The sequence below is a fragment of the Achromobacter sp. CSND-B12 genome (genome assembly GCF_052906545.1).
Map to the genome: position 1 here is coordinate 6,308,941 of NZ_JBREGJ010000001.1, position 21,791 is coordinate 6,330,731.

A 21,791-nucleotide genomic window follows, 5' to 3' on the forward strand; every position below is an offset into this window, starting at 1 on the left:
TCAGAAGCGGTAGTTCGCGCTCAATTCCACCCGGCGGCCTTCGCCCAGCAGCCACTGCGTCTGGTTGTAGTAGGCCGTCTCGGCGTACTGTCGATCGAACACATTGAATGCCCGCAATGCCAGGCTCAGGTCGCGGCGCGGCTCCCATTGCAGGGCCAGGTTGGTGGTGGTATAGCCGGCCATTTCCAGCCGGTTGGCGGCGTCGGCGTAGCGCTTGCCGACGTAGCGCAGGCCTGCGCTGGCGGTCCATTGCGGCGCGAATTTCCAGCTGACCCAGGCGTTGGCGACGCGTTGCGGCACGTCGGTCGGCACATTGCCGGCGCGCGACACGGCGACGCCGTTGACCGATTCGCTGAAATCGTCATAGCGAGCCCGCAGCACGGCCGCGTTCAGGTCGACACGCCAGGCCGGCGTCAGTTCGACCCCCAGCGTGGCTTCCAGGCCGCGCGAGGACTGCTTGCCGACCTGGATGCGCAACGCGGGGTCATTGGGATCGCGGCTCACCAGGTGATCCTTGCGGATATGGTAGGCGGCCAGGGTCCACTGGCCCTTGTCGTCCCAGAACGTCTGCTTCAGGCCGACTTCCACCTGGCGTCCCTTGGACAACTCGAAGTCCTTGTTCGCCGGCGACAGCAACAACAGGCTGCCGACCGGGTCGGCGGCTTCGGCATACTGGCCGTAGACGGACAGGGTGGGCAGCAGGTCGTAGACCGTGCCGACGCGCCAGCCGACATTGTTGAACGTGGTGTCGAAGGCGGTCTGGCCGGCCACCAGGTCGCGCCGCTTCAGGTCGATGTGGTCATAGCGCAAGCCCGCCAGCACCGACCAGCCGGGTGTCAGCATCAGCCGGTCTTCGGCGAACAGGGCGTACTGGTCGGCGGTGTTGCGGTAGCGCGGCGTGGTGCCGGCGAGGTTGATGAAGCGGCCGTGGTCGACATCGTACGGATCCACCAGCGAGGTGCCCGAGTACGGCGAATTGTTGGTGTGCTTGAACGAGGCGTGGTTCAGCTCGAATCCGACCGCCACTTTGTTCGCAAGGCCGAAGAGATGGCCGTCGAAGGCGGCGTCGGTGACCGTGCCGACCTGCCGCTGGTCGTGGCGGATGTCGGTGTACGCGCTGCGCTGGATCAGGCCGCTGGCGGGTTGCCAGGTGTAGTTCTCGGCGTCGCGATAGTCGCGGTCGCTGCCGATGTAGTAGACGCGGCTGCGCACGCGGGCTGCCGGGTTGGGCGACCATTCGGCCTTCAGCTCGGTGCGGCTGTCACGGTAGATGATCTTGCTGTCGGCCACGTTGTAGTTCTTGCGCCGCAGGCCGTAGTCGATCCGGCCGTCGATCAGCGGGGTGCCGAAGTAACGTGTCGGCTCCTGCCAGGCGTAGGCCTGTGTCAGCGTGAAATTCAGGTCGGGGGAGACGTCCAGGCGCAACGCCGCGGTCACGGCGAAATCGCGCGAGTCGCCCAGGCTGAGGCCGGAATCGGTATGGTTGCCGCTGATGTCGAGCCGGTACGACCACTTGTCGTCGAGCGCGCCGCCACTGCCCAAGCCCAGGCGCTGCGTGTCGTGGGTGCCGACGGTGGTCTGGATTTCGTTCTCGATCGGGCCGCGGGTCGGCTTCTTGGGAATCACGTTGACCACGCCGCCGATGGCGCCCTCGCCATACAGCACCGAGGCCGGGCCGCGCAGGACTTCGATGCGGTCGACCGCCCACGGATCGTAGAGGAAGGTCTGGCCGACGCCGCCGAACTGGCGCACGCCGTCGTACAACTGCGCAACGGAGTTCGAATCGGTGAAACCGCGCGACGACAGCGACGAGCCGCCGTTGCCGGGATGGCGCATGGCGCTGAGGCCGGCGGCCTGCGTGATGGCATCGGTGACGGTGACCGCGCCGCGCGCGCGCAGTTGTTCGTTGTCCAGGATTTCGATGCTGGCCGGGGTATCGAAGGGCCGCAGGCCCAGCAGCGTGCCCGTGCTGGCCGGCTCGAGCAGAGTGGGCACGGGGGCATCGGCGGACACGGCGATGGCGGGCAGGGTGGCGACGTCGCGCGGCGTGGACGCAGCGGCGGGGGAAGAAGAGGGAGGCGTGGATTGCGCCTGCGCGACGGGGACGCAGGCGAGCGTGGCCCAGACGGCCAGGCGCCGTGTCAGGACGCGCGGCGTCCTGGCGGGGGAATGGAACATGGAATTTCTCGGTAAGCCAATGAAGCCGCGCGTGGCGCGGCGGAGCGATCAGCGGGGTACCGGGAAAGCGGGCGGGGCGCGGGCGCCCAGTGGCGGGCCGGGCGGGGAACCTTCGGCCACGGCCGGCGGCGCGCGCGCCGCCAGCGGATGGGTCATGAGGGCGCTGGCCGCGATCAGTGCCGCCGGCGCGGAGGGCAGCGCCACCGCGGCCAGCATGGCGCCCATGGGGCAGGTGGCGGCCTGCGCCGCGTGGCGTTCGTCGGGCGCGTCGCCGCGCTTGGCGGGGCCGGCCACCCAGACCGGACCGGCGGCCGAGCACAGCTGGATCAGCGTGCCGCCGCCCGGCGTCGCGGGCATGAAGCCCGGCGGCACCAGCGCCTTGAGCGCAAACAGCGCCAGCACCAGCCAAAGGCAGGCGGCGTTGCGGGCAAGGGGCATGAAGCGGGGGCGCATGGTCGACGCCCATTCTAGAAGGTTTTGCCGCCGCCCGGGAACTACACGGTGCGGGCGGCCCAGAAGGCGGTGCGCACGCCCGGGGCGGCGGCGATGCGGGCCGTGACGCGGTCCAGGTCCAGTTCGTCGACCGATGCCTCGCTCAGCGCGGCCTCGATCTCGACCTCGTTCTCGCCGAACTGGTCGATCTTCAGTTCGGACAGGGGCAGTTGCTCGGCCTCCAGCACGTCCTCGAGCACGGTCATGGCAGCCTGGCGCTGGTCCACGTGCGCGATAACGTGAATCACGGTCGTGACTTCGGTGGTCTGCGCATCCACCGGCTGGCGGTTGATGTGGCTGACCAGCGGCCGCAGCAACGTGTTGGCGGCCAGCACGAAGGCGGTGGCCGCCAGCGCCTCCAGGATCAGCGAGGCGCCGGCGCAGGCGCCGATGGCGGCCGAACCCCATAGCGTGGCGGCGGTGTTCAGGCCGCGGATGCTGCCGCCTTCGCGCATGATGGCGCCGGCGCCCAGGAATCCCACGCCGGACACGACGTAGGAAATCACCCGCGCGCCGCCGTCGGGGCCGCCGACGCGAAAGGCCATGTCGACAAATATCGCGGCGCCCACCGCCACCAGCGCGTTGGTGCGCAGGCCCGCGGTGCGTTGGCGGTACTGGCGCTCGAAACCGACGATGGAGCCCAGCACGAATGCCGTCGCCAGGCTGATCAGGGTATTGGCCAGCGTCAGCAGCTGGATGTTTTCGAAGTTCTTCATGTTGTTGTTCCCGGATTCGGCAGGTCGTATCGGACCGGGTCAGGGCAATTGCCAGACGGAGGCCAGCGTCAGCGCGAAGGCCACCAGCCACAGCAGCAGCAATGCAACCACCCGGGCAACGAGGAGGCATTTGTACGGGTCTTTCATGACAGTCTCCTTTCCATGGCTCAGGCGGGCAGCACGGCAATGCGGGCGCCGTCCTCGTTTTCCCAATGCACCCGGCGCACGTCGGGGCTCTGGCCCAGCCGCAGGGCGACGGCGCTGAGCAGGCCGCGCAATTGCGGCGGGCACTGCAGCGTGACCGTGGTGCTGGCGAGCTGGCCGGCCTCCTGGCGCGAGATGCGCACGTTCAGCACGCGCAGGTCGAGCGCCTGCAGTTCGAAGTACAGCTGCTTGCGCAGGGCGTTGAGGGTGTCGGCGACGCTGACGATGGTGAACTGGTAGGTGGGGGTGGCGGCGCGCGCGGCCGGGGCCGCCGCCGTCATGCCGCGCACGGCGGCGCCGCCATCCAGGAAGGGAAGGAATTTCTTGATGCGCATGGTCGTCTCCAGGGGGAGTACGGTGGAAGGTCCACATGCATGCGCCGCCCGCCGATCGCGGCGCGGGCGCGACAAGGCCCGCGATTCGCGTCGGCAAGCTGATGGGGGAGAGGGCCGGGGCCGGTCGATGCGCGCGCGAGCGGGCTGGTGTCCGGGCCGGATGGCCTTGTCCTGGCTCTACGCAGGACTCGGCAGAAAACTCTGCGGATCCTGCGTCAAGCGGCGCAAGCAGTCGTGTATCGACTACATCCGTCGTTGTCCACAATGATCTCGGGGTGGTTGAAGGTGCCGCAATTATAAGAACGGATAAGGGAAAACACCAAGGGAAAATTCCTGTTCGACACGTCGGCGGCGCGCGCGCCGCAAGCGGCGCGACAATGGGCCGGCTCCTTGCCCGGGCCCGCCGCGCACCGCGATGGCTTCAGCGCGTGCCGGCGTAATACTGGCCCAGCGCCTCGACCTCGCTGTCGGTCAGGCGTTGCGCGAACGCCCGCATCACCCCGACGTCGTCGTTCTGTCGCGATCCGTTGCGAAAGGCGTTGATCTGGTCTGCGAAGTATTCCTTGGACTGGCCCGCCAGCCGGGGCAGCAGCGGGCCTTCGCCCAGGCCGCGCAGGCCATGGCAATTGGCGCAGGCGGGCAGGGCGCGGGTGCCGTCGCCAACCTGGTCCAGCTTGCGCGCCGCTTCGCCGCCGGCTTCGCCCACGTGCAGCGGCGGCCCGGCCAGGCTGCCGTAGTAGGCCGCCAACTGGCCGATCTCCTGCTCGCTCAACCCTTGGGCGATAGTGTTCATCAGCGGTTGCTTGCGCGTGCCCTGGCGGAAATCGGCCAATTGCTTGGCAATGTACTCGGCGGTCAGTCCCGCGAGATTGGGGAAGATACCGCCGCTGGGGGTGATGCCGGCCTGGCCGTGGCAGGCGACACAGGCCTGCACGCCGGCGGCCGGCTTGCCGGCGGCGGCCAGTTGCTTGCCCTGTTCCGGGTCGGCGCCGCGCAGATAGCCTTCCCAGGCCGGCCGTGACGCGCTGAAGTCCAGCGCGCCGCGGCCGGGCACCGACGCGGGCGCGGCTGGCGTTGCCGCGGCGGAGGCGGGCGGGGTGGCGCCGGCCGCGGCGCGGGGGGCCTGTGTCGGCGCCGCTGTCGATGGTGATGAGGATGGCGATGGCGATGCGGCCGGCGCCGCCGCCGGGGCCTGGACGGCGCTGGCCCGGATGGGGCCCTCGCCGCCAGTGCCGAACATCTGGTGCAGGGTGGCGACCAGCGTGATGGCGGGCACGCCCACCATCAGCGCCACCGCGATCAGGATGCCGTTGCGATGTTCGATCATGATGACACCAGCCGCCCTGGCGAACGCAGATAGTCCGCCTTGATTTTCTCGACGATCCAGTAGGCGGTGGCGCCTACCGTGCCCGTGGGGTTGTAGCCCGAATTCTGCGGAAACAGGGCCGCGCCCGTGACGAAGACGTTCGGCACGTCCCAGGATTGGCCGTAGCGGTTGACCACGCTGGTGGCCGGGTCGTTGCCCATCGCGGCGCCGCCGGTCAGATGGGTGGACTGGTACGCCGTGGCGGAGAACGGCCGCTTGCGCGGACCGGGCTCGGTGCGCGTGACGCCCTTCATGGCGCGGCCGATCTCGTCGCCGCGCTCGGTCAGGAACGCCGACATGCGGATGTCGTTGTCGGGAAAGTCGTAGGTGACGCGCAGGAGCGGCAGGCCCCAGGCGTCCTTGTAGGTCGGATCCAGGCTCAGGTAGCCGCCGCGCCACGGCTGGGCCGAGCCGGTGATGGTGATGTTGGCGGCGTGGTTGTAGTAGCGCTTGACCGCCTTCTTCCACTCGGCGCCCCAGGCCGGGGTGCCTTTGGGCGTGGGGTGAAAGCCGATGGGCGCGCCGCTGACCACCTGGATCTGCAGATAGCCGCCGCCGACAAAGCCATGCGGGCCATGATCGAAGTTGTCGGCGCTGAAGTCGTCCATGGTGACGGCCACGGCGCCCGCGCCCATGAACGGATTGATGTTCACCGACTCGTCGAAGAACAGGTTCACGCCCGAGGTGGTCTGGTGGGTGTAGTTGCGCCCCACCACACCCTTGTCCGTGACCGGATCGTAGGGCTGGCCGATGCCGGACAGCAGCAGCAGGCGCACGTTGTTGATGCCGAAGGCGCACAGCACCACGATCTCGGCCGGCTGGAAGATCTCGGCGCCGGCCGCGTCCACGTAGGTCACGCCGCGGGCGCGCTTCTTGTCGGGCGTCAGTTCGACCCGCAGCACGTGGGCCCCGGTGCGGATCTCGAAGCTCGGCAGCTTCAGCGCCACCGGCAGGATACAGACCTGCGGCGAAGCCTTGGCGAAATGTTCGCAGCCGAAGTTGGAGCAGAAGCCGCAATACACACAGGCGCTCATGTGCAGCCCCTCGCTGTTCACGTAGGGCCGGGTACAGAGCGCCGACGGCTGCACATAGGGGTGATAGCCGAGCTGTCTGGCGGCCTCGCCGAACAGCGCCGGCGCGTACGGCACTTTCATCGGCGGGTTGGGGTAGGGCCGCGAACGCCAGGGCTCGAACGGGTTGCCGCCTTCCTGCTTCTGCCCCTTGATGTTGCCAGCCTGGCCGGAAGCGCCGATCAGGTAGTCATAGCGGTCGAAATAGGGTTCCAGCTCGTCATAGGTGAGCGGCCAGTCCTGGCAGGTCAGTTCGGGGTCGAAGATCTTCGCGCCGTAGCGTTCGGTGTAGTGGCTGCGCAGACGGAAATCGGTGGGATCGAAGCGGTAATAGGCGCCGGACCAATGGTTGCCGGCGCCGCCCAGGTGCGTGCCGGGATAGGCGAATTGCCAGCGGCGCATTGGCAGCGCCTTCTGGTCGGTGTTGTTGCGGAAGGTGAAGGTCTCGGTCGCCGCGTTCTGGTGCAGTTCGTGGCGCCGCGTGTACTTCAGTTCGTCATGGACGTAGGGGCCCTGGAAGTCGGGCGAGGGCCAGCGCGGCTCGCCGCGCTCGAGCACCACCACGCGCTGGCCGACGGCCGCCAGCTCCTTGCCGATGATGGCGCCGGTCCAGCCGCCGCCGACGATCGCCACATCCACCGCGGGCAGCGTCTTAGCCATGGCCGTCTCCCGGTTTGCCCATGTGGCCGCGCGCGTTGGCGATGGAGACGGGCCTGCCGGCCCAGATCACGCCATGGCGCTCGATGTCGTTGGAAAATGACGCATAGGCGCCTGGAAAGCCCACCAGCTTCCAGCCCACCATGTCGACATTGCCGCCGTACAAGGGGTCGGAGAAGAAGCCTTCGATGGTGGCGTCCAGCAGCGCCTGGAAGAACACGTCCGATGGCAGCGGTGAAAAGTCGGGCTTGCCGGCCTGCATGTCATGCAGCCAGGCGTCCTGGCGCGCGGCGTCCAGTTCGGCATAGGGTTTGCCGTCCTGCCTGCGGGTGGCGGCGTCCAGCGCGGCCAGGCCGCGCCGGAACATCTCGGCGGGCGTGAACGACAGCTGGTAGCCTTGTTCGGGGGTGCCGCTTTCGAACGGGCCCTGGCGATAGAACTGCTCGCCCGCGCCCCAGGCGCCCGCCAACTGGCCGTCCAGGAACTGGGTCACGCCGGCTTCCTTGGCGCCCGGGCCGAGTTCGTCCGCCGGAATCAGGCGCGCGGCGATCGCGTCCATGGCAGCGGCTTCCTGCGCATTGAAGAACTTGAGCGTGCGGTTCGGCGGTTCGGCGGCGGGCGGGGAGGGCTCGGGCGCGGCCTGGGGCCGCGGGGCCCACGCGGCGCCGGGCAGGCCCACGGCCAGGGCCTTGAGCAATCCGCGCCGTCCGGAAACTGGTTGGTCGTCCATGCATCGCTCCAGCGGCGGAGCCGGCGTCCGGCGAGGCTTGCCCTGCGGCGCTGCGGCCCGCGAGGCAACGACCTCCGGAGCGTTCGGCTCCCGAGTGAAAGGGATCCCGCGACAGCATATGTGTTCGTGTGCTGAGTTTGTCACTGATTTGGGGGCCGCGACAACTGGCGCATCCGGGCCAACCCGGGTTTTTCTTCTCTTTACATTTCAGCTAATATTCAGGTTCCTGAAAGAATGAGAGCACGGCGGAACATGCGGCCCGCGTTTGCCACGGCAAGCAAGGACGGTTTCGCCATCTATGACCGACGACCCGCCTCCTAGTACGGCGCCGCTCACGCAGCGGCGCCCGGTTTCTCCTCCCTGCCGACTTCCGGCATCCGGCCGTTCCTGGCCGACTCCCCACGATTGCGCGACGGCGCCGACGCCACGCATAGGCGGACGCGCGCCGCCGGGCCGCCTCTTGCCCGCGATTCCCGCACGGGCCGCGGGCCCTGATCCCTTGCTTTCCCGTCCGTCCCTGCCGACGGCTTGCGGGCTGCCGGGCGCCCACGCCCGCCCGCCCCGAATTTTCTTTGTGGAACGTTGATGATTTTCGACTGGATGTCCGACCCGACCGCCTGGCTTGGCCTGGCGACGCTGGTCATTCTTGAAATCGTGCTGGGTATCGACAACCTGGTGTTCATCGCCATCCTGGCCGACAAACTGCCGCCGGCGCAGCGCAACCGCGCCCGCATGATCGGCCTGACGCTGGCCATGGTGATGCGCCTGGGCCTGCTGGCCAGCATCGCGTGGGTGGTGACGCTGACCGCGCCGCTGTTTACGGTGCTGGGCGCCGAGATCTCCGGGCGCGACCTGATCCTGATCCTGGGCGGCCTGTTCCTGCTGTTCAAGGGCACCATGGAACTGCATGAACGGGTCGAGGGCGGCAGCGCCCACGATTCCGGCCAGAAGCCGCAGCACGCGGTGTTCTGGCAGGTGATCCTGCAGATCGTGGTGCTGGACGCGGTGTTCTCGCTGGACTCGGTGATCACCGCGGTCGGCATGGTGCAGGACCTGAGCATCATGATGATCGCGGTGGTGGTGGCGATGGCCGTGATGATGCTGGCCAGCCGTCCGCTGATGGGCTTTGTCGCCCGCCATCCGACCGTGGTGATCCTGTGCCTGGGCCTGCTGCTGATGATCGGCTTCAGCCTGGTGGCCGAGGGCCTGGGCTTCCATGTGCCCAAGGGCTACCTGTACGCCGCGATCGGCTTCTCGATCCTCATCGAGCTGTGCAACCAGCTGGCGCGCCGCAACCGCGCCAAGGGCACGCACGCCCTGGGACGGCGCCAGCGCACCGCGCAGGCGGTGCTGCGGCTGTTGCGCGCCGGCCGTGGCGGCCACGTGCCGCAGCAGGCTGACGAAGTGGTAGCGCTGGTGGACAGCGTCGGCGAGGAACCGGCGTTCGCGCCGGAGGAAAGCTCGATGATCGAACGCGTGCTGGCCATCGGCGCGCACGACGTGCGCGCCATCATGGTGGCGCGGGGCGACATGGTCTGGCTGGACGTCGCCGACCCACCCGACCAGATCGTGCGCAAGTTCGCCTCGGGCCACTCGCGCCTGCCGTTGTGCGCCGGCGATCCGGCCAACGTGCTGGGGGTGCTGCACTTCAAGGACCTGCTTGCGCTGCTGCGCAACCCCGGCCCGATCGACCTGGTGGAACTGGCGCGCGAGCCGCGCTACGTGATGGAAACCACGCCGGTGCTCAAGGTGCTGGACGAACTGCGGGCGTCGCGCGACCACATGCTGATCGTGGTGGACGAGCACGGCGTGTGCGAAGGGCTGGTGACGCCGATGGACGTGCTGACCGCGGTGGCGGGCGAGCTTCCGGAACATGCCGAGGCGCCGCCGGAGGCGCTGCAACTGTCGGACGGATCATGGCTGCTCGATGGCCGGCTGGCGCTGGCCGAGGCGGCGCGGCTGCTGGACGCGGCGGAAATGGCCGATGACGCCGACGACGCGACGCTGGCCGGCCTGCTGCTGAGGGCGGAGGGACGTATCCCGGAAACCGGCGATGTGGTCGCATGGCGCGATTGGCGCTTCGAGGTCACGCGCCGCGACGGCCTGCGCATCGACCAGGTCCATGCGCGCAAGGCGACCGACGCCACCGCCGCTACCGGCGCGGCCTGATCGCGGCCTGCCGCCGCCTATGGTTTACACGCGCGCTGCGGGAATGCCGTGGCGGCATTCCCGTATTCTCACGGCGACGGCCGGCCACGCATTCGTTTCAATCCGGGTGGGCGGCGGCGTGATTGATCGCACTATTGGTCAATTCAAAAGATTATGAGAATATTGTCGAAAATTTCGGCCCGTTAATAATAAGTTTTCATTCAGCAAGGGCCGAATAAATCGGCGGCACCAGCAGCGAATTTGTCTTTGCACGATGAACCATTCAATGGGGAACGAAGCATGGGCACGATGTTGTTTGCGGGCAGAACAAGGGGACGGGCGGGCTTTCTTGCCTTGATCGGCGCCTGCGCGCCATTATGTCCCGCCGCCCAGGCCTGGGCGCAGTCGGCGGACGCTGCAAACCAGAGCAATAATCCGCTCAATCTCGCTCCTTCGCTCAATTTCAAGAATCACGACACGCCCAGGCTGTTCGGCGACGACGCGCATGCCCTTCACGATCCAGCGGGAGTCACAGCATGTCGATAGCGTCGCGTCATCGCAGTTCGCGCCCCAGTGGCGTTCCATTGCTGGCTGCGGCGCTGCTGGCCGTGCCCTTCGCAGCGCATGCCACCGAAGGCGCGCTGGGGCGACAGGTGACGGGCACCAGCGTGCAGCCCAATGCCGGCATCGTTTCGCCCGAGCCCATCTGGGCGGTGAACTTCGCCCAGATCTACCTGGACGGCAAGGTCGGCGGCGGCCGCGACGTGCCCTTGGGCAAGCGCGTGTCGGCCGACGTGGAGGGCAAGGCGGCGTTCACGATGGCAACCTTGCTCAAGACCTGGGACACCGGGCCGGGCCGCTGGAACTTCGCTTCCAGCGTCACATTGCCCTATGTATGGACCAAGGTGAACGCGCGGGCTTCCGGGCCGCTGGGCCGCAGCACGGGCGAGAGCGATACCGCGTCCAACCTGTTCGACCTGTATTTCTCGCCGATCATCGCCGGCTACCACTTTTCGGAAACCGCGCATATGGCGCTGAGCCTGAACGTGTGGGCGCCCACCGGCAAGTACGATGCCAACGCCCTGGCCAATCCCAGCCTGAACAACTGGACCTTCATCCCGCAGGTGGCCTATACCCATATCTTCCCGCAGTCGGGCTTGCAGCTCGACACGGTCGCCAGCGTGCAGTTCTACACCCGCAACAGCGATACCGACTACCGCAACGCGCCGATCTTCGGCATAGACGTGATGGGGCGCAAGACCTTTTCGAACGGGCTGGCCGTGGGGCTGGTGCTGGGCACGCAGCAGCAGCTGGGCAGCGACAGCGGGCCGACGGCGGATCGCCTGAACGGCTTCAAGGGCCGCGACTGGGCGCTCGGCCCGGTCATCACCTACGACCGCAAACTGGCCGACAAGCGATCGCTGTCGCTCGGGCTGCGCTGGGTGCCGACCATCAGCAGCACCAATCGCCTGGACAGCAGCAGCACCTTCATGGCCTCGGCCACGCTGGTGTTCTGATACGGGCCATGCAGCCTTGGGCGCCGTTCGCCGGGGCGGCGGGCCCGCGCGCCTGGGAGGCGTCTATGCGACATGCGTTGCGTGTGTTGGGGCTCTGGCTGGTCTGCGGCGTGGCGGTCGCGCAGAAGTTCACCGACCCCGAGGACGGCGGCTTCGACATCAGCAACTATCTGCTCCACAACAAAGGGTTGATGCCGGTGCCGGCGGTGATCACGGAACCGGCCGTGGGATATGGCGGCGGCCTGATGCTGCTGTATTTCTCGGAGTCGATGTCGGAAGCGGGCGAACGCGCGCGGGCCAGCGGCGAGGCCGTGGCGCCGCCCAACATTACCGGGGCCGGCGGCTTGATGACCGAGAACGGGTCGCGCGGCGGCGGCCTGTTCCATTTCCACACGTGGGACGGCGACCGCTACCGCTACCTGGGCGCGCTGGCCCAGGGGCGCATGAACCTGGACTATTACGGCATGCTCAACCGCGGCCGCAGCTACGAGCTGAAGGGGACGTTCCTGGTACAGCAACTGCTGGCCCGGCTTGGCGAATCGAAATGGTATGCGGGTCCGCGCTATACCTATTTCAACTCCCGCACCACGTTCACGGGACAGATGGCGTCCGAGCTGAAGGCGGGAGACGTTTCGCGCAGCATCGGCAAACTCGGCCTGGTGGTGGACTACGACGGCCGCGACAACATGTTCTATCCCACCAAGGGCGCTTATGCAGAGCTGGAGGCCCAGTTCGCGCGGCCGGGGTTCGGCAGTTCCCAGTCCTTCGATACCTATGGCGCCCGCGGCTATGTGTGGCAGCCGCTGTCGCCGCGCTGGACGCTGGGGCTGCGGGCGGATGCCCAGGTCACCAGCGGTTCGGTGCCGTTCTACGCCCAGCCCTATATCGACCTGCGCGGCGTCTCGCGCGGCCGCTACCAGGACAAGAATGCGCTGACCACCGAAGTCGAACTGCGCTGGAACGTGACGCCGCGCTGGTCGCTGCTGGGTTTTTCCGGCGTGGGCAAGGCCTATGGCCGCTGGAACAGCTTTGGCCAGGCCACCAATATCGTCAGCGTCGGCACGGGATTCCGCTACCTGATCGCGCGCAAGCTGGGCCTGGCGGTGGGGATCGACGTGGCCCACAGCAGGGACCAGAACGCGTTCTACATCCAGGTGGGCACCGCCTGGCGATAGGCGCCGGCGCGGCCCGGGTGGCGGCGATCAGTCCGCCGTCACCGGCGCCGACAGCCACCGCAGGACAAAACGCGCGCCGCCCAGGGGGCTGTCCTGCACCTCGATCGTGCCCTGGTGGCTGGCGGCGACGCGCTTGACGATGGCCAGGCCCAGGCCGGCGCCGCCGGTGCCGCGGTCGCGGCTTTCGTCCAGGCGGATGAAGGGTTCGAAGATGCGCCCGCGGTGTTCAAGCGGGATGCCCGGGCCGTCGTCGTCCACCACCAATTCGTAGCCCCCGGCGGGGCAGCTGGTGAGCGCGATCTCGATGCGCCCGCTGGCGTAGCGCACCGCGTTCTGCACCAGGTTCAGCAGCGCGCGGCTCATGTAGCGCGGATGTAGCTGGACATGGGCCGGCAGGCCATCGCGCACGTGGCAGCGCACCCCGCGCGCGTCGGCCTGGTGCGCGACCTGGGCCAGCGCTTCGCCCAGCCAGTCGCGCACGTCCACCGTTTCCTGGGTGACGACGTCTTCGGCGGGGCGCTCCAGCCGCGCGTACACCAGCAGTTCGCCCACCATCGCCTCGAGCTCGCCGATGTCGGTGCGCATATCGTGCAGGATCTGGTCGCGCTTGGGCAGGAATTTTTCCTGGCCGAGCATGTCGACCTCGAAAGACAACCGCGCCAGCGGCGTGCGCAGTTCATGCGAAACCGCGTTGGTCAGGCTGCGCTGGTTTTCCACCAGCGCGGCGATGCGCTCGGCCATCTGGTTGAAACTCTCGCCGACGTGCCGGATACCGGAGAAATGCGAAAGCCGCACCCGTACCGCCAGGTCGCCCTGGCCCATGCGCAGCGTGGCGTTGCGCAGGGCATCCAGGTCGCGCCAGACCGGCAGCGCCCACAACAGCAGCAGGACCACCGCCAGCACCATGCAGAGCGCCAGCCAGGCGCCCCAGGTGATCCATTTTTCCAGCGACGGTTCGCCCGGCAGGCGCATTTCGAGCCATTGGCGCGGCTCGCCGGGCAGGGGCGCCAGATAGGTGTTGTACTCGTCGCGCATGATGAAGCCGCGCGTGGCCAGGTCCTGCCGTTCCTTCTCGGTGGCCTCGATCCGTTCCGGCGTCACCAGCTTGAGCTCCAGCCCGTAATGGGGCCGCAGCGAATCGCGGATGAAGGCGGCGCGCGATTCGGGTTCGATCGGGTCCAGTTCCTTGTGCAGCGCATACATCTGGCCGCGCACCGCCTGGTAGGAAAGGTCGGCGCTGACCGAATCGAGCAGGTATTCCAGGCTGCGGTTCACGAGCTGGGAGGCGGCGATATAGGCAATGGCGGCGACCACGAATATACGGATCGTGAACTTGAGCATGCTGTGATTCCTGTGGGGCGCGAGGGCCGCACATCTGCCGTCCGGGCGCATCGAGTTCCATCGCGGTGGGCTGCGGAATGCTACCGAAGGGGGCTATCGCAATCCGCCCGCATTTGTATGGAAATTGTGAAAATTCATGTAGTGATCCGGACGCCGGGATAGGTGGACGATTGAAACGATGACGCCGCCCGGCTATAAGCTTGAATCATGGAGACCCGCCATCCCGGGGGGCTTCAACCGTGTCAGAGTGCCGCCCCGATGCCGCCGCAGCCGCCTTTTCATGATGAACACGTCGCCAGCAAGACGGCGGCCAGCGAAGCCGTCCCGGCCGGACGGGGCTCCTGTATGGAGGTCTTCCTGGCTTTCCTGCGCCTGGGCTTGACGGCTTTTGGCGGTCCGGTGGCGCATCTGGCCTATTTCCGCGAGGAATTCGTCGACCGCCGCCACTGGCTCGACGATTACGCTTTTTCCGATCTGGTGGCGCTTTGCCAGTTCCTGCCGGGGCCGGCCAGCAGCCAGGTCGGCATGGCCCTGGGCCTGAAGCGGGCGGGGTGGGCGGGCATGCTGGCCGCCTGGCTGGCGTTCACGCTGCCGTCGGCGTTGGCGATGATCCTGCTGGGCCTGGGGCTGGCGCGGTTTGGCGGCCTGGCCGGCCTGCCGGCGGTGCACGGCCTGAAAGTGGCCGCGGTGGCCGTCATCGCCCAGGCTGTATGGGGCATGGGCCGATCGCTCTGCCCCGATCGTCCGCGCGCCGGGCTGGCGATGGTGACCGCGCTGATGACGCTGGCGCTGCCGTCGACGCTGGGGCAGATCGGCGCCATCGCGTTGGGCGCCGTCGCTGGCGCCGCCCTGTTGCAGGTGCCGCCGCGGCCCCTCCTGGCCAACCGGACCCAGGGCGCGTCGCGCCTCGGCGGCTACGTCTGTCTGGCCCTGTTCATCCTGTTGCTGGTGGCGCTGCCGTTGTGGGCCGACCTGTCGGGCGCGCGGCTGGCGGCCCAACTGGCGGGGTTCTACCGTGCCGGCGCCCTGGTGTTCGGCGGCGGCCATGTCGTCCTGCCGCTGCTGCAGACGGCGGCGGTGGGCGGCGGCATGGTGCCGGACGCGGATTTCCTGGCCGGCTACGGCGTCGCGCAGGCCGTGCCCGGCCCCTTGTTCACCTTTGCCGCCTTTCTTGGCTCGGCCTCGGCCGGGCCCTTGTCGGGCTGGGCCGGCGGCCTGGCGATGCTGGTGGCCATCTTCCTGCCGGGCGCGTTGCTGGTGGCGGCGGCCTTGCCGTTCTGGGAAAGCCTGCGGCGACGGCCGGGCGTGCGCAACATGGTGGCGGGCGTGAACGCCGCGGTGGTCGGTATCCTGCTGTCGGCGCTGTATGACCCGGTATGGACCAGCGCGATCCGCGGCAAGTGGGATTTCGCGCTGGCGCTGGCGCTGTTCGGCCTGCTGGTCTATGCGCGCTGGTCGCCGTTGTGGGTGGTGCTGGCCGCGGCCGCGGGCGGTTGGGCGCTGGGCTGGCTGGCCTGACGGCCAGCGGCCGCGACGATACTGCGCGCGCCGCGGCGCGCCCGCGGCGGCTGGCAGCCTATTGGCGCCAGCGCGGCGCGCGCTTCTGCAGGAAGGCGTCGATGCCTTCACCCGCGTCTTCCTCCATCATGTTGCGGGCCATGACCTCGGCGGCGTATTCGTAGGCTTCGGCCTGCGGCATCTGGCGCTGGGCGTAGAACATGCGCTTGCCGTAGCGGATGGCCGCGGGGCTCTTGGCCACGATGACGTCAACCAGGGCCTGGACCCTCGCATCCAGCTCCTGCGCGGGCGCGACGTCGTTCAGCAGGCCCCAGTCGCGCGCCTGCTCGGCGTCGATGAAGCGCGCCGTGACCAGCATCTCGAAAGCGCGCTTGGCGGCGATGTTGCGGCTCAGGGCCACGGCCGGCGTCGAGCAGAACAGGCCGGCGTTGATGCCCGACACGGCGAATCGCGCCGTGTCCTCGGCCACCGCCAGGTCGCAGCTGGCGACCAGTTGGCAGCCCGCCGCGGTGGCCACGCCGCGGACCTTGGCGATCACCGGCACCGGCAGGGCCTGCAGGCCCTGCATCACGCCGCTGCATTTGCGGAACAGGGCCAGGTAGTAATCGAACGACGGCTGGCTGCGCATCTCGCGCAGGTCGTGTCCGGCGCAAAAGGCGCGGCCGGCCGACTCCAGCACCACGCAACGCAAGCCCGGCGCGCGCGCCAGCGCATCGATGGCGGCGCGCAGCGCGTCCAGCAGGCCTTCGGACAGCGCATTGAACTGCGCCGGCCGGTTCAGGCGCAGCGTGGCGACGCCGTCCCGCAGCGCGTATGACAGCAAGGGGTCTGGCGACGCGGCGGGGGCGGCCGCGGGCCGTGCAGGCATCGAAAGCTCGGATGGCATGACATCTCCTGGAGAGAGGGATATGCCGATAGTAGGCCAAAGCGAGCGGGCGGCGCCGCGTCGGCATGCGTCAGGCGAGCGCGGCGCCGAGCTGCGCGCGCAGCCACGCCAGGCCGGCATCGGCATCGGCGCGTTCATGCCAGATCATTTCGAAGGCCAGGGGCGCGATAGGAAACGGCGCCGCGCCGACCGCCAATCCCGGCGGGACCGGGTCGACCGTGCGGCGCGCCACCGTCAGCAGCAGATCGGTGCCGGCCAGCATGGCAGGCGCCGCGGTCCAGTGCGGCAGGCGCACCGCCACACGGCGCGCGTGGCCGAGGCGGGCCAACGCGGCATCGACCTCGGCGGCGCGCTGGTCCGGTCCGGCCGCGACCAGCACGTGCGGCCGCGCCAGATACGCCTGCAAGGTCGACGGCACGCCCTGGCCGGCATCGGCGGCGCAGACGAAATCCTCCAGGAACAGCACCGCGCGGCGGATGTCGGCCGGTGTTTCGCCAAACACCGACAGCGCGAGGTCCAGCTGGCCATCGGCCACGCCGGCGATCATGCCGCTGCGGCTGGCATAGCTGATTTCCAGGTCGATGCCCGGTGCCTCGCGCCGCATGTGGCGCAACAGCGGCGGCAGCGCCACGCGCGCGCCGTAGTCCGACATGGCCAGACGAAACGCGCGCCGGCTCGCCGCCGGCTCGAACACCGCGCCCGCCAGTAGCCGGCGCACCTGCGCCAGCACATCGCGCAGCGGCGCCTCCAGCGCCAGCGCGTGGGCCGTGGGGCGCAAGCCGCCCCGGGTGCGATGGAACAGGGGGTCGCCCAGCAACACCCGCAGGCGCGCCAGCGCGTGGCTCATGGCCGGCTGGCTCATTGGCAGCCGGGCGGCGGCGCGGGTGAGGTGGCGTTCATGCAGCAGGGCATCCAGCACCACCAGCAGGTTCAGGTCGATTGCCCTTAGATTATTCGTGATGTGCATATCCAAAAGACGAATATCGAATTGGATTCGATGGTTGATGAATATGAGAATAGCGCCATTCCCATTCCCCACTCATTCATTACCGGAGTCTGGCCATGAATTTCTCGACCGCCTACGTCATTCCTGCCGCCGTGCTGGCCGGCGCGCTGGTGCCGATCCAGGCCGGCGCCAACGCCGCCCTGGGGCGCCATTTGGGCCATCCCTTGTGGGCCACCATGGTGTCATTGGCGGTCAGCGCTGTCGCGGCCATGGTGGTGATGGCGCTGCTGCGGGTGCCCGCGCCCAGTTTCGGCGAGATCGGCCGGCTGCCATGGTGGGGCTGGACCGGCGGGTTGTCGGGCGTGTTCTACATCACGGCCGCACTGATGCTGGCGCCGCGTCTGGGCGCGGGCGCGTTCCTGGCGGCGGTGATCGCGGGCCAGATGCTGGCGGCGCTGCTGCTGGATCGCTATGCGCTGGTGGGCTTCGTGGGCAGCGCGCTCAATCCCGGGCGCCTGGCCGGCGCCGCGCTGATAGCGGGCGGCGCCTTGCTGATGCATCTGTCGAACGCGCCGCGCGCCGCGGCCTGAGGCGGGGCGCCCGTGCGCCCCGGCGGTGGCGTCAGCGCCCCGCGCCCGCGCGGCGCGCCATCAGGCCCGACAGGCACAGCAGCGGCGCCACGATCAGCACGCCGATCAGTCCCATCGCCGCCTGCGGCGCGACGCCGTGGTCGAGCAGGGCGGTGGCGATGACGGCCGAACCGCTCATCTGGAACAGCCCGTAGACGGCGGCGGCGGTGCCGGCGCGGTCGGCGAAGGGTTCCAGCGCCAGGCTCAGGGCCGAACCGAGCGCCAGCGAGAAACCGACGGTCAGCACCGCCACCGGCAGCATGAAGATCCAGGCGGCCGAGGGCGCCCAGCGCCACGCGGCCAGGTGCGTCAGCGCCGCCAGCAGCAGCGCGGCCATGCCGACCCGCAGCATGGCATGGCGGCCGAAACGCGCGATGAATGCCGGCGCCAGGAAGAACGCCGCGATATTGATGGCGGCATTGCCGCCGAACCAGGCCGAGAAGCCCAGCTCGGAATAGCCCAGCTGCTGCACCAGCACCACCGGCGCGGCCGATACGAATACCAGGATCATCGCCATGCCGGCCATGCCGAAGATGGCGAAGTACAGGAAGCGGCCGCTGGTGATGATGGGCGCATAGCGGCGCAGGCTGTACAGCGGCGCGCGGCCGGCCGGCGGCGCGGTCCGCGTTTCGTCGAAGCGCCAGGCCAGCAGCAGGGCCAGCGCCAGCGCGAACAGCACCATGAAGACGAACGTGCTGCGCCAGCCCAGGTGCACGGCCAGGGCGCCGCCCAGCATCGGCGCCAGCGCCGGCACCGTGCAAAGGGCGCCGTTGAGGTAACTGTAGACACGCGCGCCGACAGCGGGACTGAACCGGTCGCGCACCGCCGCGAACGCCACCAGCGAGGCCGAGCAGGCGCCCAGGCCCTGGATCACGCGGGCGGCATAGAACAGTTCCAGCGAGGTGGCGGCCGCGCCCAGCGCCGATCCCAGCAGGTAGGCAAGCGCGCCGCCCAGCGCCACCGGCCGCCGGCCGTAGCGGTCGGCCAGCGGGCCGATGAGGACCTGGCCGACGCCGACCGCGAAAATGAAGAGGGTGATGCTGGCCTGCAGCGCGCTCATCGGCTGCTCGAAGCCGGCCGCCATGGCCGGCAGCGAGGGCAGGTAGATGTCGATGCCCATGGGCGTCAGCGTGACCAGCCCCATCAGGAGGCCGATCAGCCAGGATTGGCGGCGGGCGGCGGGTAATGCAGACTTCATGGCAGGCTCGGGGCGCGTTGCACGCCCGGGAAAACCCGACATTATCCACCAGCCTGCGTCCACCCTGAAAGCCGCCCCGCTTGGGGGGGCGTGCGAAGGCCGCCCAGGCGTTGGCAAAGGCGCGGCGGCATCGGCAGCGGGCTGGCGTAGAATGGTCCGCGCCATGACTACCGCCGCCGTCCGTCCCCGCATCGTCATCCTCTATTGCACGCAGTGCCAATGGCTGCTGCGCGCCGGCTGGATGGCGCAGGAGCTGTTGTCCACCTTCGCCACCGACCTGGGCGAGGTGGCGCTGCAGCCCGGCACCGGCGGGGTGTTCCAGATCACCTATGACGGCGAACTGCTCTGGGACCGCAAGCGCGATGGCGGCTTTCCCGAGGCCAAGGTGCTCAAGCAACGTGTGCGCGACCGCCTCGATCCGGGTCGGCCGCTGGGCCATATCGACGGCCATCGCGCCGCGCCCGAAGATCCGTCCGGGGCGTAAGCGCGGGCGCGGCGCGAGCCGCGCCTCTGCAAATGGGACAGCCGCCCGGGGGGGGCGGCCGTCCGTCGGCGCGGGCGTGGCTCAGGCCGCCGAACCGGATTCCCGCAGGGCCGCCTGCATCCTGTTCTTGTGGCGCACGGCCGATACCAGCAGCAGGGCGATCAGCATCACGCAGGCCAGCACGAAGCCCAGGCTGATCGGACGCGTCACGAAGATCGCCAGGTCGCCGCGCGACAGCAGCAGGGCGCGGCGGAAGTTCTCTTCCACCATCGGCCCGAGCACGAAGCCCAGCAACAGCGGCGCCGGTTCGAAACGCAACCGTATCAACGCATAACCGGCCGCGCCGAACAGCGTCACCATGCCCACGTCGAACAGGTTGTTGTTGGTGCTGTAGACGCCGACGCAGACGAAGAACAGCGCCGCCGGGAACAGGTAGCGGAACGGCACGGTCAACAGTCGCACCCACATGCCGATCAGCGGCAGGTTGAGCAACAGCAGCAGCACGTTGCCGACCCAGAAGCTGGCGATCAGCCCCCAGAACATGTCGGCGTGCTCGACCATCATCTGCGGTCCGGGCTGGATGCCGTGGATGATCAATGCGCCCAGCATCAATGCCATCACCGGGTCGCCGGGGATGCCCAGGCTCATGGTGGGGATGAAGCTGGTCTGGGTCGAGGCGCTGGTGGCGGCCTCGGGGCCGGCGATGCCCTCGATGGCGCCGCGGCCGAAGCGGCGCGGCTCGCGCGCCACTTTCTTTTCCACCGCGTACGAGATGAACGAGGCGATGGTCGGGCCGGTGCCCGGCAGGATGCCGAATGCCGCGCCGATGGCGGTGCCGCGCACCAGCGCGCCGCGCGACTGCTTGATGTCGCCGGCTTCCGGCCGCATCGACTTCATGCTGACCTTGGTGCTGGTGACCTTGGTGTCGCCGCCGATCTGGTTGATGTTCTTGAGGAAGTCCGCCACGCCGAACAGGCCCATGGCCAGCGCCACGATCTGCAGGCCGTCGCTCAGTTCGAGGATGCCGAAGTGAAAGCGCATGGTGCCGGTGTTGACGTCGGTGCCGATCACGCCGAGCAACAGGCCGACCACCACCATCGCCACGCCCTTGATCGCCGAGCCCTTGGCCAGCGTGGCGCCGGCCAGCAGGCCCAGCATCATCATCGAGAAGTACTCGGCCGGGCCGAACTTGAAGGCCACGTCGACCAGCAGCGGCGAGAACAGGATCATCGCCAGGATGCCGACGGAGGCGCCGCAGAACGACGAGAACATCAGCATGAACAGCGCCGAGCCGGCCTTGCCGTTGCGCGCCAGCGGATTGCCGTCCAGGCAGGCCACCGCGTGCGAGGCGGTGCCCGGCAGGTTCAGCATGATGGAGGTGATGCCGCCGCCATACTGCGAGCCGTAGTAGATGCCCGACAGCATCACCAGCGCCGCGGTCGGCGTCATGGTGTAGGTCAGCGGCAGCAGGATCGAGATGGCGGCCAGCACGCCCATGCCCGGCAGCACGCCGATCAGGTTGCCCATGAACACGCCGAACACGGCCCACAACAGGTTGTCGAGCGCGAACGCCACCGAGAACCCGTGCATCAGGTTATTGAGAATTTCCATGGCTCAACCCCAGCGGAACAGCGGGAACTGCAGCTGCAGCGCCCACGAGAACACCGCGACGCCGAGCAGCGTCACGCCTACCGCCAGCAGCGCCGCGCTGCGCACGGTGTGCTGGCGGTCGCCCATGGCCGAGATGAAGACCAGCGCGAACGTAGCGGGCACCAGGCCGCCGAATTTGCCGATCAGGATGAAAGCCATCAGGCCGCCGATGATGCAGCCCCAGCCGCGCCATTCCGGCGGGGGGATGTCCTCGGCGTCCTCGTCCGCCGCCAGGGGCGAATAGGCCGTGCGCGCGATGACCAGCCCCAGCAGGACCAGCAGCACGCCGAGGATGGCGGGGAACATGCCCGGGCCCATGCGGGCCAGGCTGCCGATGGTGTACGTGGATGCCTGCGCGATGGCGCCCAGGCCGAGCACGATCATCGTGCCCGCGGCCCACGCCTCGCGCTTGATGACGCTGCGTTTGGATTGCATTGGATTCCTTCCTCCCTTTGTTGTGGCTTTCTTCCGAGACTGACTTGGATCTGAAAAAAAGCTGACATTCCAATGAATGCGGGAGTCTAAAAATCCAAACTTCCGTTCACCTTTCA

Annotated in this window: 20 protein-coding genes; 7 read left to right on the forward strand and 13 right to left on the reverse strand. The window is 68.6% G+C overall.

All coding sequences use genetic code 11. The annotated features are described in order from the left end of the window. From ACUTAG_RS29645 to ACUTAG_RS29675, 7 genes are all read right to left on the reverse strand, one after another. Positions 1-2,178, reverse strand: a complete 2,178-nt coding sequence (locus ACUTAG_RS29645) for a TonB-dependent receptor (protein WP_187378323.1) — start codon at positions 2,176-2,178, stop codon at positions 1-3. Positions 2,179-2,226: 48 nt separating this feature from the next. Then, positions 2,227-2,631 carry a DUF2946 family protein gene (locus tag ACUTAG_RS29650; RefSeq protein ID WP_045953145.1) on the reverse strand — a complete coding sequence of 135 codons (405 nt, stop codon included), beginning with the start codon at positions 2,629-2,631 and terminating at the stop codon, positions 2,227-2,229. 41 nt (positions 2,632-2,672) lie between these two features. Then, the gene (locus ACUTAG_RS29655) at positions 2,673-3,386 is read right to left on the reverse strand and encodes an MgtC/SapB family protein (RefSeq protein ID WP_006386356.1); all 714 of its coding nucleotides are present in this window, start codon (positions 3,384-3,386) and stop codon (positions 2,673-2,675) included. 167 nt (positions 3,387-3,553) lie between these two features. Further along, positions 3,554-3,925, reverse strand: coding sequence for a hypothetical protein (locus tag ACUTAG_RS29660; RefSeq protein WP_006386357.1), 372 nt, complete (start codon positions 3,923-3,925; stop codon positions 3,554-3,556). Between the two features lie 421 nt (positions 3,926-4,346). Further along, positions 4,347-5,252, reverse strand: coding sequence for a c-type cytochrome (locus tag ACUTAG_RS29665; protein WP_020927602.1), 906 nt, complete (start codon positions 5,250-5,252; stop codon positions 4,347-4,349). After that, positions 5,249-7,021, reverse strand: coding sequence for a GMC family oxidoreductase (locus ACUTAG_RS29670; protein WP_026384929.1), 1,773 nt, complete (start codon positions 7,019-7,021; stop codon positions 5,249-5,251). Before ACUTAG_RS29670 ends, ACUTAG_RS29665 begins: the two co-directional genes overlap by 4 nt. Continuing rightward, a complete protein-coding gene (locus ACUTAG_RS29675; protein WP_020927604.1) occupies positions 7,014-7,748 on the reverse strand; it encodes a gluconate 2-dehydrogenase subunit 3 family protein in 735 nt (244 codons plus the stop codon). The genes ACUTAG_RS29670 and ACUTAG_RS29675 overlap by 8 nt, the downstream gene beginning before the upstream one ends. Before the next feature lie 585 nt (positions 7,749-8,333). Between ACUTAG_RS29675 and ACUTAG_RS29680 the strand changes: the two genes are divergently transcribed. From ACUTAG_RS29680 to ACUTAG_RS29695, 4 genes are all read left to right on the forward strand, one after another. After that, positions 8,334-9,917: a TerC family protein gene (locus tag ACUTAG_RS29680; protein ID WP_148319003.1), complete on the forward strand. Its 1,584-nt coding sequence runs from the start codon at positions 8,334-8,336 to the stop codon at positions 9,915-9,917. A gap of 279 nt (positions 9,918-10,196) precedes the next feature. Beyond that, the gene (locus ACUTAG_RS29685) at positions 10,197-10,442 is read left to right on the forward strand and encodes a hypothetical protein (RefSeq protein WP_081322344.1); all 246 of its coding nucleotides are present in this window, start codon (positions 10,197-10,199) and stop codon (positions 10,440-10,442) included. Beyond that, on the forward strand, positions 10,433-11,413 hold the full coding sequence (locus tag ACUTAG_RS29690) for a SphA family protein (protein WP_058664384.1): 981 nt from the start codon (positions 10,433-10,435) through the stop codon (positions 11,411-11,413). The genes ACUTAG_RS29685 and ACUTAG_RS29690 overlap by 10 nt, the downstream gene beginning before the upstream one ends. 65 nt (positions 11,414-11,478) lie before the next feature. Then, the gene (locus ACUTAG_RS29695) at positions 11,479-12,588 is read left to right on the forward strand and encodes a BamA/TamA family outer membrane protein (RefSeq protein ID WP_262352290.1); all 1,110 of its coding nucleotides are present in this window, start codon (positions 11,479-11,481) and stop codon (positions 12,586-12,588) included. A 27-nt stretch (positions 12,589-12,615) separates the two neighbouring features. Here the strand turns inward: ACUTAG_RS29695 and ACUTAG_RS29700 are convergent, their stop codons facing one another. Further along, positions 12,616-13,929: an ATP-binding protein gene (locus tag ACUTAG_RS29700; RefSeq protein ID WP_020927609.1), complete on the reverse strand. Its 1,314-nt coding sequence runs from the start codon at positions 13,927-13,929 to the stop codon at positions 12,616-12,618. Positions 13,930-14,187: 258 nt separating this feature from the next. On the opposite strand from ACUTAG_RS29700, the gene chrA reads away from it, so the two are divergent. Then, complete coding sequence (gene chrA, locus ACUTAG_RS29705; protein ID WP_148319001.1) at positions 14,188-15,447, forward strand: chromate efflux transporter; 1,260 nt, start codon at positions 14,188-14,190, stop codon at positions 15,445-15,447. A gap of 58 nt (positions 15,448-15,505) precedes the next feature. Here chrA and ACUTAG_RS29710 read toward each other — a convergent pair whose 3' ends face one another. Continuing rightward, on the reverse strand, positions 15,506-16,333 hold the full coding sequence (locus ACUTAG_RS29710; protein ID WP_054518388.1) for an enoyl-CoA hydratase: 828 nt from the start codon (positions 16,331-16,333) through the stop codon (positions 15,506-15,508). Between the two features lie 70 nt (positions 16,334-16,403). Beyond that, the gene (locus ACUTAG_RS29715) at positions 16,404-17,300 is read right to left on the reverse strand and encodes a LysR family transcriptional regulator (protein WP_024068813.1); all 897 of its coding nucleotides are present in this window, start codon (positions 17,298-17,300) and stop codon (positions 16,404-16,406) included. Between the two features lie 95 nt (positions 17,301-17,395). On the opposite strand from ACUTAG_RS29715, the gene ACUTAG_RS29720 reads away from it, so the two are divergent. Continuing rightward, on the forward strand, positions 17,396-17,869 hold the full coding sequence (locus ACUTAG_RS29720; RefSeq protein WP_020927613.1) for a DMT family transporter: 474 nt from the start codon (positions 17,396-17,398) through the stop codon (positions 17,867-17,869). 31 nt (positions 17,870-17,900) lie between these two features. On the opposite strand, the gene ACUTAG_RS29725 is transcribed toward ACUTAG_RS29720, so the two are convergent. After that, the gene (locus tag ACUTAG_RS29725) at positions 17,901-19,106 is read right to left on the reverse strand and encodes a multidrug effflux MFS transporter (protein ID WP_148318999.1); all 1,206 of its coding nucleotides are present in this window, start codon (positions 19,104-19,106) and stop codon (positions 17,901-17,903) included. A 163-nt stretch (positions 19,107-19,269) separates the two neighbouring features. On the opposite strand from ACUTAG_RS29725, the gene ACUTAG_RS29730 reads away from it, so the two are divergent. Beyond that, positions 19,270-19,590, forward strand: a complete 321-nt coding sequence (locus tag ACUTAG_RS29730) for a SelT/SelW/SelH family protein (protein ID WP_053500041.1) — start codon at positions 19,270-19,272, stop codon at positions 19,588-19,590. 81 nt (positions 19,591-19,671) lie between these two features. On the opposite strand, the gene ACUTAG_RS29735 is transcribed toward ACUTAG_RS29730, so the two are convergent. Then, positions 19,672-21,201, reverse strand: coding sequence for a tripartite tricarboxylate transporter permease (locus ACUTAG_RS29735; protein WP_049052632.1), 1,530 nt, complete (start codon positions 21,199-21,201; stop codon positions 19,672-19,674). Positions 21,202-21,204: 3 nt separating this feature from the next. Continuing rightward, positions 21,205-21,675 carry a tripartite tricarboxylate transporter TctB family protein gene (locus tag ACUTAG_RS29740; protein ID WP_148318997.1) on the reverse strand — a complete coding sequence of 157 codons (471 nt, stop codon included), beginning with the start codon at positions 21,673-21,675 and terminating at the stop codon, positions 21,205-21,207. Positions 21,676-21,791 lie beyond the last annotated feature (116 nt).

Bases quoted from the DNA above. Each gene is read 5' to 3' on its own strand.
- ACUTAG_RS29645 (WP_187378323.1), bottom strand. From the start codon at position 2,178: ATGTTCCATTCCCCCGCCAGGACGCCGCGCGTCCTGACACGGCGCCTG.
- ACUTAG_RS29650 (WP_045953145.1), bottom strand. From the start codon at position 2,631: ATGCGCCCCCGCTTCATGCCCCTTGCCCGCAACGCCGCCTGCCTTTGG.
- ACUTAG_RS29655 (WP_006386356.1), bottom strand. From the start codon at position 3,386: ATGAAGAACTTCGAAAACATCCAGCTGCTGACGCTGGCCAATACCCTG.
- ACUTAG_RS29660 (WP_006386357.1), bottom strand. From the start codon at position 3,925: ATGCGCATCAAGAAATTCCTTCCCTTCCTGGATGGCGGCGCCGCCGTG.
- ACUTAG_RS29665 (WP_020927602.1), bottom strand. From the start codon at position 5,252: ATGATCGAACATCGCAACGGCATCCTGATCGCGGTGGCGCTGATGGTG.
- ACUTAG_RS29670 (WP_026384929.1), bottom strand. From the start codon at position 7,021: ATGGCTAAGACGCTGCCCGCGGTGGATGTGGCGATCGTCGGCGGCGGC.
- ACUTAG_RS29675 (WP_020927604.1), bottom strand. From the start codon at position 7,748: ATGGACGACCAACCAGTTTCCGGACGGCGCGGATTGCTCAAGGCCCTG.
- ACUTAG_RS29680 (WP_148319003.1), top strand. From the start codon at position 8,334: ATGATTTTCGACTGGATGTCCGACCCGACCGCCTGGCTTGGCCTGGCG.
- ACUTAG_RS29685 (WP_081322344.1), top strand. From the start codon at position 10,197: ATGGGCACGATGTTGTTTGCGGGCAGAACAAGGGGACGGGCGGGCTTT.
- ACUTAG_RS29690 (WP_058664384.1), top strand. From the start codon at position 10,433: ATGTCGATAGCGTCGCGTCATCGCAGTTCGCGCCCCAGTGGCGTTCCA.
- ACUTAG_RS29695 (WP_262352290.1), top strand. From the start codon at position 11,479: ATGCGACATGCGTTGCGTGTGTTGGGGCTCTGGCTGGTCTGCGGCGTG.
- ACUTAG_RS29700 (WP_020927609.1), bottom strand. From the start codon at position 13,929: ATGCTCAAGTTCACGATCCGTATATTCGTGGTCGCCGCCATTGCCTAT.
- chrA (WP_148319001.1), top strand. From the start codon at position 14,188: ATGCCGCCGCAGCCGCCTTTTCATGATGAACACGTCGCCAGCAAGACG.
- ACUTAG_RS29710 (WP_054518388.1), bottom strand. From the start codon at position 16,333: ATGCCATCCGAGCTTTCGATGCCTGCACGGCCCGCGGCCGCCCCCGCC.
- ACUTAG_RS29715 (WP_024068813.1), bottom strand. From the start codon at position 17,300: ATGCACATCACGAATAATCTAAGGGCAATCGACCTGAACCTGCTGGTG.
- ACUTAG_RS29720 (WP_020927613.1), top strand. From the start codon at position 17,396: ATGAATTTCTCGACCGCCTACGTCATTCCTGCCGCCGTGCTGGCCGGC.
- ACUTAG_RS29725 (WP_148318999.1), bottom strand. From the start codon at position 19,106: ATGAAGTCTGCATTACCCGCCGCCCGCCGCCAATCCTGGCTGATCGGC.
- ACUTAG_RS29730 (WP_053500041.1), top strand. From the start codon at position 19,270: ATGACTACCGCCGCCGTCCGTCCCCGCATCGTCATCCTCTATTGCACG.
- ACUTAG_RS29735 (WP_049052632.1), bottom strand. From the start codon at position 21,201: ATGGAAATTCTCAATAACCTGATGCACGGGTTCTCGGTGGCGTTCGCG.
- ACUTAG_RS29740 (WP_148318997.1), bottom strand. From the start codon at position 21,675: ATGCAATCCAAACGCAGCGTCATCAAGCGCGAGGCGTGGGCCGCGGGC.